General features: G+C 64.5%; 10 protein-coding genes. 7 read left to right on the forward strand and 3 right to left on the reverse strand.

Annotated elements, in window-relative coordinates; translation table 11 throughout:
• Positions 1 to 32 precede the first annotated feature (32 nt).
• The 4 genes from C7402_RS12850 (at position 33) to C7402_RS12865 (ending at position 5,414) form a co-directional block, all read left to right on the forward strand.
• Positions 33 to 890 carry an HpcH/HpaI aldolase family protein gene (locus tag C7402_RS12850; RefSeq protein ID WP_112173082.1) on the forward strand — a complete coding sequence of 286 codons (858 nt, stop codon included), beginning with the start codon at positions 33 to 35 and terminating at the stop codon, positions 888 to 890.
• Complete coding sequence (locus C7402_RS12855) at positions 891 to 2,435, forward strand: acetolactate synthase large subunit (protein ID WP_116610940.1); 1,545 nt, start codon at positions 891 to 893, stop codon at positions 2,433 to 2,435. It abuts the gene before it with no gap.
• A gap of 64 nt (positions 2,436 to 2,499) precedes the next feature.
• Positions 2,500 to 3,393 (forward strand): type 2 periplasmic-binding domain-containing protein, encoded by an 894-nt coding sequence (locus tag C7402_RS12860; RefSeq protein ID WP_112173084.1) that lies wholly within the window; start codon positions 2,500 to 2,502, stop codon positions 3,391 to 3,393.
• Positions 3,394 to 3,518: 125 nt separating this feature from the next.
• A complete protein-coding gene (locus tag C7402_RS12865) occupies positions 3,519 to 5,414 on the forward strand; it encodes a hypothetical protein (protein ID WP_224038786.1) in 1,896 nt (631 codons plus the stop codon).
• A gap of 56 nt (positions 5,415 to 5,470) precedes the next feature.
• On the opposite strand, the gene C7402_RS12870 is transcribed toward C7402_RS12865, so the two are convergent.
• From C7402_RS12870 to C7402_RS12880, 3 genes are all read right to left on the reverse strand, one after another.
• Entirely contained in the window at positions 5,471 to 6,745 is a 1,275-nt protein-coding gene (locus C7402_RS12870) for an MFS transporter (RefSeq protein ID WP_116610942.1), read from the reverse strand.
• Between the two features lie 129 nt (positions 6,746 to 6,874).
• Entirely contained in the window at positions 6,875 to 8,311 is a 1,437-nt protein-coding gene (locus C7402_RS12875; RefSeq protein WP_116610943.1) for an aldehyde dehydrogenase (NADP(+)), read from the reverse strand.
• Positions 8,312 to 8,491: 180 nt separating this feature from the next.
• Entirely contained in the window at positions 8,492 to 9,448 is a 957-nt protein-coding gene (locus C7402_RS12880) for a hypothetical protein (protein ID WP_133254480.1), read from the reverse strand.
• A 683-nt stretch (positions 9,449 to 10,131) separates the two neighbouring features.
• Between C7402_RS12880 and C7402_RS12885 the strand changes: the two genes are divergently transcribed.
• The 3 genes from C7402_RS12885 (at position 10,132) to C7402_RS12895 (ending at position 14,280) form a co-directional block, all read left to right on the forward strand.
• The gene (locus C7402_RS12885) at positions 10,132 to 11,157 is read left to right on the forward strand and encodes a porin (RefSeq protein WP_116610945.1); all 1,026 of its coding nucleotides are present in this window, start codon (positions 10,132 to 10,134) and stop codon (positions 11,155 to 11,157) included.
• Positions 11,158 to 11,829: 672 nt separating this feature from the next.
• The gene (locus tag C7402_RS12890; RefSeq protein ID WP_112173090.1) at positions 11,830 to 12,774 is read left to right on the forward strand and encodes a helix-turn-helix domain-containing protein; all 945 of its coding nucleotides are present in this window, start codon (positions 11,830 to 11,832) and stop codon (positions 12,772 to 12,774) included.
• Positions 12,775 to 13,146: 372 nt separating this feature from the next.
• Positions 13,147 to 14,280, forward strand: a complete 1,134-nt coding sequence (locus tag C7402_RS12895; RefSeq protein ID WP_116611061.1) for a lactonase family protein — start codon at positions 13,147 to 13,149, stop codon at positions 14,278 to 14,280.
• Positions 14,281 to 14,371: the final 91 nt, after the last annotated feature.

Consider the following 14,371-nt stretch of genomic DNA (forward strand, 5'->3'; position numbering starts at 1 on the left):
GCACTCAACCCCATTCAACGAGAGAAAAGATCATGAGCGACACCCGTCTGAACAGCATCATTCGCGCTTTCGAATCCGGCAAACCGGCGTTCACCGCATTCTCGAAGCTCGACAAGCAAAACGCCATTGAAATGAGCGACGCGCCGTACGAAGGCATCGTCTTCGAAATGGAGCACAACCCCTACGACGTGGCCGCGCTCGGCGACGCGCTGCAATACATGCTCAGCCGCAAGCAGATTGCCGAATCGGGCTCGGTCGCGCCGCGCGTGACGCCGATCGCGCGCATTCCCGCCAATGGCGTGGAGATGAACCAGTCGTTTGCGAAGCAGGTGCTCGATCGCGGCGCTTACGGCGTGATCTGGCCGCACGTTTCGACGGTCGAGCAGGCGTACAACGCCGTGGCCTCGTGCCGCTATGCGCGGCCGAAGGGCGCGCCGCTCTACGAGCCGAAGGGCGTGCGCGGTGACGGCCCGGCCAACGCCTCGCGCTACTGGGGCTTGAGCATGGCCGACTACTACAAGAAGGCCGACGTGTGGCCGCTCGCGCCGCAGGGTGAAATTCTCGTCGGCCTGATGTGCGAAAGCACGGCGGCGATCGAGAATCTCGACGACATTCTCGCGAACGTGCCCGGCATCGGCTTCATCTTGATCGGCGAAGGCGACCTGAGCCAGGAACTGGGCTGCCCGCGCGACTACGAGAATCCCATCGTGATCGACGCGATGCGCAAGATCGTCGAGACTTGCCACAAGCACAACGTCGTGGTCGGCCATCCGCACGTGACGGCGAAGAATCACAAGCGCCTGATCGAGGAAGGCTACCGCATGTTGATGTCGGCGCCGTCGCGCAGCTACGGTGTCGTGGGCCTCGCGCGCGAGATGGCAGGGTACTAAATGAACGGCGCAGAAAGTCTCGTTGCTACGCTCGTCGATCGGGGCGTCGACATTTGTTTCGCCAATCCGGGCACGTCGGAAATGCACTTTCTCGCCGCGCTCGAAAACCCGAAGATGCGCAGCGTGCTGTGCCTCTTCGAGGGCGTGGCGACCGGCGCGGCCGACGGCTGGTACCGCATGAAGGACACGCCGGCCTCCACGCTGCTGCATCTGGGGCCGGGTCTTGCCAACGGGCTCGCGAACATCCATAACGCGAAGCGCGCGTCGTCGGGCATGGTCAACATCATCGGCGAGCATTCGACCTCGCATTTGAAGTACGATCCGCCGCTGACTTCGGATATCGAAGGGCTTGCGCGGCCGTTGAGCCACTGGGTGCGGCGCGCCGATTCGGCGAGTGCGATTGCGTGGGATGCGGCGAAGGCTGCCGACAAGGCGTCGGAGCATCCGGGTCAGATCGCGACGCTGATCCTGCCGGGCGACACGTCGTGGCGCGAGACGGGGACGACCGTCGTGCCGCCGCGCGAAACGGCGGCGCGGCGTACGCCCGATGCCGCGCGCATCGAGCACGTGGCGCGCGTGCTGCGCTCGGGCGAGCCCGCGCTCATCATTCTCGGCAACAAGGCCACACGCGGTGTTGCGCTCGAACGCGCGGGCAAGGTGGCGGCGACCACGGGCGCGCGCCTGGGCTCGCAGTTCTTCACCGCACGCATCGAGCGCGGCGCGGGGCGTGTGCCGCTTGAGCGCATTCCGTATGCGGTCGCGCCGGCGCAGGCGTTTCTGAAGAACTTCAGGCACATCATCACCGTCGAAACGAGCGAGCCGGTGGCGTTCTTCAGCTACCCCGACAAGCCGAGCCTGCTCAAGCAGGAAGGCACGCTCGTGCATCCGCTCGTCGAAGCCGATGAAGACAGTGCGCTCGCGTTCGAAATGCTGCTCGACGCGCTGGGCGCCACGGCAACGGCACCGCTCGTGCAGCCGCGCGTGGAAACCGCCGCGCCGACCGGCGCGCTCAATCCGGTGAGCATCGCGCATGCGCTCGCCGCTGCGTTGCCCGAGAACTGCATCGTCGTCGACGAATCGCTCACCACGGGCCGCGAGACGATGGGCTACACGATGGGCGCGGCGCCGCACGATCTCATCAACAACATGGGCGGCTCGATCGGCTACGCCACGCCCGTGGCCACCGGCGCGGCGCTGGCGTGCCCGGAGCGCCGCGTGTTCTGCATGGTGGGCGACGGCAGCGCGATGTACACGATCCAGTCGCTCTGGACCCAGGCCCGCGAAGGCCTGAACGTCACGACGATCATCTTCGCGAACAACAGCTACGCGATTCTCAAGGCCGAGTATTCGAACATGGGCGCGGGCACGCCGGGCGAGCGCGCGCTCTCGATGATCGACATCGACCGCCCCCGCATCGACTGGCGGGCGATGGCCACGAGCATGGGCGTGCGCTCGGTCTCGGTGGACACGGCGGAGGCCTTCCACAAGGCCATGACCGACTCGGTGCGCGAGCCCGGCCCGTGTCTGATCGAAGTTCGTCTGTAGTCCTGTTCAAGCAAGGAAACAGGGTGAGTAACACCAGCAAAATCATGCACAAGGAGTGGCATCAATGACTACGCTGACCGGAGTGCCGACATTGCGCACCAATCTGGCCGAATATGCGGTAACGAAGGCAATGCGCGACGGCCGGGTAAAATCGGATCTCGTCACGCTCGACTTTTGCGGGCCCACGCCGGCCCATAACGGTTTCAAGGCGATGGTGCGCGAGAGCGCTTTCGACGCGGGCGAACTGGCGATCGTCACGTTCTTGCAGGCCAAGGCTTACGGCAAGCCCTATGTGTTGCTGCCTGCGCCGATCTCGGGCCGCTTCCAGCATCATTGCGCGGGCTTCAACATCGACTTCGGGCATCTCGACCCGAAGGACATCGAAGGCAAGAAGGTCGGCGTGCGCACCTATAGCCAGACGACGGCGCTCTGGATTCGCGGCATCCTGCGCCACGAATACGGCGTCGATCTCGACAAGGTGACGTGGATGACGCTCGGCGACGGCCATCTCGCCGAGTACAGCGATCCGAACAACTGCCAGCGCTTGCCCGCAGGTTCATCGATCCCGCAGATGATGCTCGACGGCGAACTTGCCGCGGCGCTGCTAGGCGAGGACATGCCGAAGGATCCGCGCGTGCGCACGCTCGTGCCCGACGCGCAGGCGGCGGCGAAAAGCTGGTTCGCACGCGAGGGCGTGGTGCCGATCAACCATATGTTCGTGGTGCACGAGCGCGTGTCGCGTGAGCGTCCGGATGTCGTGCGCGAGATCTACCGCATGGTCGCGCAAAGCCGCGCGCAAACGGAAGGCGGGGTGCCCGCCGTGTTTCCGCCGCTCGGTCTCGAAGCGAACCGCAAGGGCATCCAGCTCGCCATCGACTGGGCGCTCGATCAGAAGATCATTCCGCACCGCCTTTCCGTGGATGAGCTGTTCGACGATGTGACCGGCAGCCTCGGCTGATGGTCGAGTTTGTCTCGCGTTTGTCCCGTGCACGTCGGCCCGAATGCCGGGCCGGCGCAAAGCATGTGCTGTGATGCGAATAAAAAATGGAGACTAGTATTGTGCGTTCTTCGCCTCAGTTGAAAATGAAAGTCCTGTCGTGCCTGATGATCGCCGCAGCCGCCGCGTTCGTGCCGGGAGCGGGCGCCGCGACGGCGACCAAGGGCGATTTGCTGATCTATCGCATCGGCCCGACGACTTCGGAACTCTATGTCGCCAATGCCGACGGCAGCGATGAACATCGGCTGATTCAGTCCGATGGCTTCGATTATCACGGTTCCTTTTCGCCGGACGGCAAATGGATCGTCTTTACCTCGGAGCGCGATGGTCTGGGTCACGCCAGCCTCTACCGCGTGCGTGTGGACGGCACGGGGCTGCAACGTTTGACCGACTGGACCGGGGTGAGCGACGGCGCGGTCTACAACCCGGCCGATCCCAACGTGATCGCCTTCGTTTCGTCGCGTCGCGACAAGACGACCTTCGGCACGACCAACATCTGGACGCTCAACATCAAGACCGGCGCGCTGCACAACGTGACCGGCGATATCAAGTTCGATCCGGACAAGCCGCATAGTTTCTTCCGCCCCTCGTGGTCGCCGGATGGCAAGTGGATCGCGCTGTCGTCCGATCTCGGCACCGACTGGCGAGGCCACAACCTGCCGGTCGGCTGGGAGCGCACGCAGGAAACCGGCATCTACGAGATCCATCCGGACGGCACGGGCTTCAAGCCGATCACCGCGCGCGCGGGCTTCGCCGAAGGCTCGCCGTCGTGGTCGGCGGACGGCAAGCACGTGGTGTTCTATGAGACGCCAGTCGAATCGACGTGGGGCGCGCACCGCCCCGAGGCGATCGGCAAGGTCAGCACGCAGATCGTGCAGGTCGACGTGGCGACGGGCGAGCGCAAGGAACTGACGAGCACGCCGGGATTCAAGGTGTTCCCGCAGTATGTGGGCGCGACCAACGTGGCGTATCACATCAAGAACGGCGAACAGGAAGGCCTCTATACGACGGACGGCGCCTCGCATGCCACGGCGGGAAGCGGTATCCGCTCGCCGCATTACTCGGCGGACGGCAAGAAGGTCGTCTACGAGAAGGTGGTGTATGGCAAGCCGTTCCACCCGAACGGCACGCCGCTCTACAATTTCGATCCGCAATGGAACTACCGTTTCGTCGACGTGTTCCCGCAACTCTCGCGTGACGGCAAATCGCTCGTGTACACGGAGAAAGCGGTCGGCTCGTCGATCGTCGTGGCGAATACCGACTTCAGCGACGCGCGCCATATCTACGATCCGCTCACCAGCGGCCTCGATCCGAAGATGATCAAGATGGGTCTCGCGGGCGCATTCCAGCCGACCTGGTCGCCGGACAAGCAGTGGGTGGCATTCGGCGTGGGCGGCTGGTTCTTCACGCGCGCTCACATGCCGGGCCGCATCATGCGCATCAAGGCCGACGGCAGCATGAACGGCAAGCCGGAGATTCTGACCGACGGCAAGGAGAACGCGGGTTTCCCGAGCTATTCGCCGGACGGCACGCGGGTTGTCTACCGGGTGTGGAGCGATACGGACAAGGGTCTGCGGATTCTCGACCTGGACACGCACAAGACCACGGTGCTGACCACCGAGCCGGACAACCTGCCGGGCTGGTCGCCGGACGGCAAGAAGATCGTGTTCACGCGCAAGGAGGTCAATCCGACCGACCCGAACAAGTTCCACTTCGACGTGTACACGATCAACCCGGACGGCTCGGATGCGCAGCGTCTCACGCCGCAGGGCTCGAACCAGGCCCACGCGACCTGGACCTGGGACGGCCGCATTGCGTACAGCTCCGGCGAGTATGGTTTCCGCGACGAGCTTTCGCTCTATGACGACACGTTCCAGCCCGACGGCCAGAACTGGGTGATGAACGCGGACGGCAGCGACCGGCACGCGATCACCGACACGGTCTGGGAAGATTCGATGCCGCTCTATATCCCGAAGCAGTAAGCCCGCCTGGCAGGCTGAAATGACGAAGGCACCGCGCTTTGGCGCGGTGCCTTTTTCTATTGGGCGCTCCCGGGTTCGTTGACCTTGGGCGCCCACTTCCGCTGAAACAGCACCACCGTGCTCGTTGCGCCCAGCAGCAGGAATGCGAAGATCGCCGTCATGGGCAATGTGTAGGAGCCCTTGCCAAGGTAGAGCAACCAGCCCGAGAGGCTGGCGGAGACGCCGCCCGCGAGACTCGTGGCGACCTGCTGGAGTCCCGTGTTCAGTCCCACTGCGGGCTTGGGGATCAGCGTGAGCTTGCATAACGCCAGATTGTTGGCGGTTGCGAGCCCCAGCAGCGAGAGCGAGAGCACGTTCCAGAAAAGCGCCAGGCCGGGCGAAGGCGTATAAGCGCCGAGCAGCACCGTCGTGCCGCCAATGAAGCCGGCGACGACAAACGCCTTGCGCACGAGTACGGCGTCTTTGCCGCGCGCGATCATGCGGTCTGCCAGCCAGCCCGCGAAAGCGGCGACGATCGCGATGCCGGCGAAACTGAAGAACGTATAGATGCCCGACTTTTCCAGCGAGAGGCCGCGCTGTTCGACCAGATAGGCCGGCATCCACGTCATGCAATAGAACGCGAAGTAGCTGTAGCAGAAGTTGTTGATGAGTCCGCCCCAGACAACGGGGCTCGCGAGCAGATTGCTGAGCGGCACCGTGCGCGCGCGCCTGACCGCCGCCGCGAGTTCCGCGCTCGAAGGGTGATCGTTCCTGACCATCAGCAGCCAGGGCACGAGCCAGATCAGGCCGATCAGCCCCGTCATGACGAACATCGCTTTCCACGACCACGCGACGATCATCCACGCCGCAATCGGCGCGCCGAGCGCGGGCCCCATTTTGCCGCCAATGGAAAAGATGCCGAGCGCGGTGCCTTTCCGGGTTTCCTCGAAGTTGTTCGCGAGGTAACGATAGGTTGCGGGCACAACGATCGCTTCGGCAAGGCCGATGAGCAGGCGGATGACGATCAGCGCCGCGAGCGTCGTGACGAGGCCGGTGGCCGCGGCGGCCAGGCACCAGATCGCGAAGCAGATCGAGTAGGGCCGCTTCACGCCGTAGCGATCCACGAGCCAGCCCATGGGCATCTGCGCGAGGCCATAGGACCAGAATACGGCCGAATTGAGCCAGCCGCGCTGCACGCTCGTCAGCGAAAACTCGTGCACGAAACCTTTGTCGGCCAGCGCGGCGGACAAGCTCGTTCGATCGACGAACGAAATCAGCAGGCCGAGCGAGAGCAGGACGAGAATGCCCCACGGATTCTCGGCGGCCCGCTGTTTGACTGGACAGATGTCCATGGGTGTGGCTCCTTTCTCACTGCGATATCCCGGGAACCGAACGCGGTCGCCGCGCGAGTGCGCAGGCGAGTGTCGCGGCGACCGTAATCGTCCGGCGAGTCAGGTTGCTTCAGAGGGCGTGCCGCGTGCTCAGCACGGCTGTCCTTCACGCGCGCCAAGCCACGCGGGGGCGCTTTGCAGCGCAACCGGCCGAAGGAAGCGCTCCAGCGCTTCGTAGCCCACCGAAGTCGTGAACGGCTGTGTGGAGGCGGGCCACGGGCCGCCGTGCTGCTGGCTGCGCGTGACGGCTACGCCCGTGGGCACGCCGCTGAAGAGCACGCGCCCGGCGATCTGCGTGGCGCGGCGCGTGACGCGGCGCACGTCGGGCGTGTCCTCGTCCGCGCCCCACAGCGTGACCGTGAGACTGCCGCCGACCGCGCCCAGCACCTCGACGATGTCGTCGATCGAACCGGCGCGCACGATCAGGCAAGCCGGGCCGAAAATCTCTTCGTGCAGCGCGGGCGTGGCGACGAACTGTTTTGCGCTCGTGCGCGCGAGCACGGGGCGCGGCGCGGCGGTTGCGTCGTGGTCGTCGCTGCCCGCGAGGATGGTCTGCACGCCGGGCGTGCCGAGCAGGCGCGCGACGCCTTCGTCGAAGTTGCGCTTCATGGCGGGCGTGAGCATGCGATGCGTCGGCTTTTCGCGCAGCTCGTCGCGCAGCGTATCTTCGAAGCGTTGCGCGGGCGCGCCTTCGAGCAGCACGACGAGGCCGGGGCTCGTGCAAACCTGAGCGCAGCCGAACTCGATCGATGCCGCGAGGGTTTGTGCGAGCACGCGCGCCTGGGTTTCGAGCGCCGAGGGAAGCGCGACAACCGGATTGATCGAGCCCAGTTCGCCATAGAACGGAATGGGCCGCGCCCGCGCATTCGCAAGACGCCAGAGCGCCGCGCCGCCCTTGAACGAACCGGTGAACGCGACCGCCGCGATGTCGGGATGATTGACGAGTTCGATGCCCGGCTCGACGCCTGCGCCTTCCACCATGCCGATGATCGCGGCGGGCAGGCCTTGCCCGGCGATCACGGCGCGTGCGAGCTCGAATACGCTGCGCGAAAGCCTGGGGTGCCCCGGATGGGCCTTGACCACCACGGGGCAGCCGGCCGCCAGCGCGGAAGCGGTGTCTCCGCCGAGCACGGAAAACGCGAACGGGAAGTTGCTGGCCGAGAACATGGCGACCGGCCCGAGCGGAATCCGCACGCGGCTCAGATGAGGCCGCCCGGCGGGCGGCGCCTGGGCAATGGCCGGGTCGTCGGTCAGGGCGAACGCATGGCCCGCCTCGACGTAATCGGCGAAGCCGTTGAGCTGGAAGCGCGTGCGGTCGATCTCGCCATTCAGGCGCGCGCCGCCGAGCGAGGTTTCTTCATCGGCGATACGCACGAGCGCGTCGCGTTGCGTGTCGAGCGCGTTCGCCAGTGCGCGCAATAGTGCCGCGCGCGTGTGGGCGGACGACTGCGCCCAGTCATCGGCTATCGCCGCCGCCGCCGTGACGGTTGCGTGAATGTGCGCGGCGCTATGGTCTTGAATCTGCATGGGGACTCCAGAGAAAAAGGCAGAAGGGAAAGAAGGGTCGAGCGTTTGCGATCCTGAGAGCCGGGCCATTCATGCGGGCGGTGCGGGCCGTTGACAATGAGCGCCTTGAAACGCATCGAGCGGTCATGAAGAAACCACGTGGTGGTTTCCCCATGACCGCTCCTTTGCGCGGCAAACGGATCAGAAGTGAATTTCGGCCTGAAGCATCGGCACCGAGGTGATGGTTCCCGGGGCGGCGTGCGTCGGCGTGCCGTACATGTGATACCAGTATTCGTAGCCCACACCGGCGTAGACCACGCGCGGGTGCCCCGCGAACGAGCCGAGATCGGCGAGCAGCGCCATGCGCGTGAGGAATTCGGTCGTGGTTTCCACGCCGAAGCCGTCGCGGCCCTTCGGTCCCGTTATACCCGCGAAGCCGCGGAACACGAGCGGCACGGGGCCCACGCGTAACGGATAGAGCCACGAGCTTTCAAGGTGCCATGCGGTGTTGAAGCGCACGTCCACGCCCGAGATGCCGTTGTGATTGCTTTCCGTGCGCAGACCGGCCGTGAAGTTCCAGTAGCCGCGCGGGATCGCGAACTCGATCGTGGGGCCGACCACGAGCATGCGCGCCCGCTCGGAGTACGAATCGTTCTTCACGCCGAACTCATAGCCGATCGTCAGGCCGTAATCGCGAATCGGGCCGAAGCCGAGATAGCGGCCGAAGATCTTGCCCGCGCTGAACTGGACGCGGCCGACGCTATACACCTCCTGCGCCCCGCCGGTTTTCGGACCACCGGACTCCGGGTTGGCCGCATTGGAGACGAGATAGTCGACGTTGAATGCGTAGCTGCCGAACCGGAAACCGCCGATCGTGGTGAGGTAGCCGATGTTCTGCATCACCGAAGAGTTGATGCCGGGATAATGAAAATCCGTGCCCCAGCGATAGCCGATGAACGTGTCGTTCCAGATGGCGGGCGGCGCATCGGGTTCGCCGATGGTCTGAGGCGGCGCGGCGCCGTTCGGGACTTCCTGGCGCAGCGGCGGCGCGGAAGAGTTCGGCGCGGTAATGACTTCAGCGTGGGCGAATTGCGAAAGGCAGCAAAAGAGGGCCGCGCCAAGGGCTGGCGCACGCAAGGCTAGCGTTAGGCTTTTCATGTCTCCATCCGGACTATATTTATGTTGATGTCTTCGACGTGGTCGCTTGGGGATACCCCGACGACTCGTGATGCGGTCGCACCGTCCGCACTGGCCGCATGGTTGAACCATCCGGCGCAGAAAACGCTGTCACGGTGGTGAAGAATCTTAGTGGGCGCGTCGGCGCCTGCCTTTACACAAAAATGAGATTCGCTGGCACTTTTTGCTGACAAGGCGAAAGTTTTTGCCGCGACGAGATCGTGTCTTTGTGCTCAACGGGATCACAAAAATGCCAGCGAACCTGCGTCATGTGTAGGGACGCGCGGCCCATCCTCCCCTACGCTTGACCCATAAGACAGACCGTGCTTGCGCGGCCGGACGTTCTTGTCCGGTCATCGCGCGGCATGGCGAAAGAAGGAGACACCGTTGTACGGAATGCAATGTCCGCCTGCTGTTCTTTCGTCGGCCAACTGCGCGGCCAACTGCGCCTGCGCCGCGCCGTCACAGTCTTCTCAAGCCCCATTCCAGCCTTAATCTCGCGGCTCGTCCTTCACTCGCACTGGCGCAAAAGGAGGTGAAACGCCGAACAACACAACACGACGAGTTGTGGCGATTTGACCAAATCAGTCAGGTATACGAACTGATTTTTAAGCGCGCAATCGATGACGCGCGTGCAACCAATAACAATTCCTCATGGAGACAAAATGAAAAGGCTAGTGATTTCCTTGTCGGGCGTAGCAGCGGCAGGCTGTATCAACGTCGCGCATGCGCAATCGTCCGTTACGCTGTACGGCGTCATCGACAATGGAATCGAATACCAGAACGCGGGTTCCGGTTCGGTCGTGCGCGCGGTGTCGGGCGGCCTTTTCGCGAGCCGCTACGGCCTGAAAGGCAGCGAGGACATTGGCGGCGGCGTACACGTCAATTTCCAGCTCGAACAGGGCTTCAACGGTGTGACGGGTGCGGCGTCGAACGCGGCGGCAGCGTTCAATCGCCAGGCGTGGGTGGGCTTTTCCGGCGCATTCGGCGAAACGCGTTTTGGCCTGCAAAACACGCCGCAGTATATTTTCATGAACCCGGAGCTGGACCCGCTCGCGGTCATGAGCATCGCGTCGCCGATGAACAACTTCAACAGCCTGACCGTGCGGGTCAACAATGCAATTTCGTATTTCACGCCAACGGTGTATGGCCTGACCGCGCAATTCATGGTTGCCATGCGCGACTCGACCACCAAGCCGAGCAACGGGCTTCAGTTCTATAACGCGGCGGTGCGCTATACGAACGGCACGTTCCGCGCGGCGGCCGGTTACGAGCAGGCCGCCAATGCGGCGGGCACGTCCACGCTGAAGGTGTTCAATGCGGGCACGTCGCTGGGCGTGGGCGCGGCGCGCTTCTATCTGGCCTATCACACGGAACGGCAGACGGACAACAGCGTCAAGCGCGACGTGTATGAAGCTTCCACGTCGTATCGCATCGATCCGGCCAACCAGGTCGCGCTGCTTTACGGCTACGCGCACGACCGCACCGGAAACGGCAATAACGCGCAGCAGATCGGCCTGAATTACGAGTATTACTTTTCCAAGGCGACAACGCTGTACGCGTCGGCGGGCTTTATCCAGAACCGCAACAAGGCCCAGTTCACGCTCAACGGCACCGCGTACGGCGGCATTGCGGGCGCGCCGGGCGCCAACACGCGCGGCGCGGTGGTGGGGCTCGTCCATATGTTCTGACGACGGCACGGGCGCGGGCGTTTGTCCGCCTGCACCCGCGCCCGGATTCGGGTAAGCCGCAGGTCGCGGCTTGCAGAAAGGTATGAAAGAATCGGCCTCTTTCCTCCAGGGCCGCTGAGGGCGCAATGATCGTCCGCGATCTTGTGGGCGGTTTTAGCGAGGCAGCATGCTGACAAAGGGGGCGGCCGACCCTGGCAGCGAGATCCACACGGTTTTTCGCAGCAGGGCGCGCAGCAGTGAGATTGGGCCGGACCCGCGCCGCGTGCGCTCGCGCGGCTCAAGGCGGCGCGCCAGTCGTGCGCGCTCCCGCGCACATCAAGCGCTTGCGCCCGGGCTTGCGCCAATCTGGTTGTCTCGACAACGATCCAGCCGTTTCCCCGCTTTATTGACCGCCCCGAATGCGCCACGGCGTTCGCATGGGCGCGTTATGCTTTTGTCCGACCGCACTGGCTTGCGATATATTGCGCATTCCGCGACCGTGAAATCAGTCGAAGCGGTTGCGGCAAGACGGGGCGTAGCCCCACGCAAAATCGATATGCGCCGGGCGAAGACGTCGTGCCTTTGCCCGGCAAATATGAAATTCACGCGGACACCCGCGCCCGCAAACCGGGGCGCGAACCCGGAATTTCAATGGCGGCCGGCGCACACCGGCGCGGCTGCCAAGGAGACCTTATGACACACACCGCCACGGCAAATGAACCACGCAGCCGCGATGGCAAGGCGAGGGCGAAGCGAACGACGGTACCCAAGGTTCGCCTGTACGTGGAACGCACCGAGCGGCAGAACTGGTTCGTGCACGTCGGGCACGTGACCGACCGGGGCCGCTGGCGCACCGAGCCCCACGCGCACCCGGCCTATGGCCAGGTGATCTTCGTGCGCAGCGGGCGCGGCGTGATCAATCTCGAAGGCAGCGCGCTTCCGTTCGAAGCCCCGTGCGCGCTGCTCCTGCCGACCGAATGCGTCCACGGTCTCGACTACGAGATCGACGTGGACCGCTGGGTGGTCACCATCGAAGTGGCCTATCTGGCGCAGGTGAACGGCAAGCTGCAAGACTTCATTCAACTGTGGACCGCGCCGCGCATGATTCCGCTCGGCGACATGGCCGACGGCGGCGAGCGCTTCTACAGTCTGGTGCAAAGCCTCAAGCAGGAGTCGGAATCCAACGCCGTGGGTCACGTGATCGGCACCGAGGCCTTGCTGACCACGCTGTTGCTCATGCTCGTGCGCGAGGCGCGCCTTGACCAGACCGGCAACGAAGGCGAATCGCGCAACAACGTGCGGCTCGTCGACCGTTTTCGCAAGCTGATCGACCAGCACTACCGCGAGAACCTGCCGTTGCAGGACTACGCCTCGATGATGGCGGTGTCGCTCGTGCAACTGCGGGCGGCATGCACGTCGGCAGGCGAACAGAGCCCCACGAAGATGATTCGTACGCGCATCATTACCGAGGCAAAGCGCAATCTCATCTTCGGCGAAATGTCGGTCGAACAGATCGCCTTCGGACTCGGCTTTGCGGATGCGGCCTATTTCACGCGGTTTTTCCGCCGCGAAGTGGGCCAGACCCCGAGCCAGTTCCGCGTCGCCGCGCGGGCGCAGACGCCGCAACAGGCGCAATAGCCGCAACAGCGACAGTAGCCGCCGCCGCAAGAGCGCACCCCGCACGGCGCTTGCCGCAATACGCGGCGGCTTGCGGGTGCGCATCAAAAAAGTGCTGGCGAACCCGTGTTTTGTACAGGGACGAACACGACCGGGTCGGCTACCCTTGGTGTGCGTGCTCGCTTTGTTGGGGACCTGCCGTGACAGGGGGCCTTCCACGCCATCGTGGCGTGGTGAGCGCGTGAGCGGCCAGGAGACGCCGCTCGCCACGACAGTCCGGCACGCGCAACGTGGCCGCGTGTCGGCGCGCCTCGCACAATAACACTCAAATCGTCCTGTTCACCGACTATGGTTCAGTGCTTTTCCAAGCGTTTTCCCTCGCGGTTCCGTTTCATGGCGGCGTTGATTCCGCTCGCGATCTCGACCGGCCTTTGCAGCGCGCCAGGCGGCGCCGCGACGCCGACTGTCGACGCCCACACGGAGCTCGTCTACGTCGGCACGCAGGAGCGCGAGATGCGGGCGCTGCGCTTCGACACGTCGAGCGGCAAGCTCACGGCGATCGGCCCGGTGGGCGCGGGTCCGCGCTCGACGTGGGTCACGACGAACCCCAGGCTGCCGGTGCTTTACGCGGTCGATGACGACAACTCGCGCGAAGGCAGCGTGACGGCCTATGCCGTCGATCGCGACAGCGGCGCGCTCACCAAGGTCAACGAAGTCGCCACGGGCGGCAGCGGGACGACGAACCTCTCGCTGGACCTGCCCTCGATGACGCTGCTTGCCGCCAACTACGGCGGCGGTTCCGTATCGAGCATCGCGGTGAACGCGGACGGCAGTCTCGGCGCGCGCACCTCGACAGTCAAGGAGACCGGCTCCGGACCGAATCGCCGCCAGGCGAGCGCCCATGCGCACAACGCCGTGGTCGATCCTTCAGGCCATTACGCGCTCGTGCCGGACCTCGGCGCGGACCGCGTGTTCGTGTATGCCTTCGATCGCGGCACGCGCACGTTGACGCCCGCCGACGGTGCGAGCGCGCGGCAATTCGCGTTGCCGCCGGGCAGCGGTCCGCGCCATCTGGTGTTTGCCCCCGATGGCAAGTATGTTTATCTGCTGACCGAATTGAGCGCGCAGGTCCTGGTGTTGCGCTGGGACGCCACGCAAGGGCAACTGACGCCCGTGCAAACGGTGGAAACCACGAGCGCCGAATTCCAGGGTGTGAAGAGCGGGGCCGAAGTGGCCGCGAGCGCCGACGGGCGCTTTATCTATGTCGAGAATCGCGCGGAAAATGCGCTGATCGTTTATCGCGTCGATCGGGCCTCGGGTGAGCTGACGCAGATTCAACGCACGTCGTCGGGCGGCGAGAAGCCTTGGGGCTTTGGCATCGACGCGTCGGGCAAGTGGCTGCTGGTCGCCAATCAGCGCAGCGGCAAGGTCAACGTGTTCAGCGTCGATACCGCCACGGGCATGGTGTCGGATACCGGGCAATCGGTCGAGGTGCCGACGCCGGTCGCTATCGCATTCGTCAAGTGACGCGAGTGCAACAGGGCGGCGCAACCCGTCGCCCCTGAAAACAAGCGCCTTTGCGCTTCGGTACGGGCGGCCCGTACCTTTCACCAAAAAA

This window comes from Paraburkholderia unamae, from assembly GCF_003096875.1.
GTDB classification, from domain to species: domain Bacteria; phylum Pseudomonadota; class Gammaproteobacteria; order Burkholderiales; family Burkholderiaceae; genus Paraburkholderia; species Paraburkholderia unamae.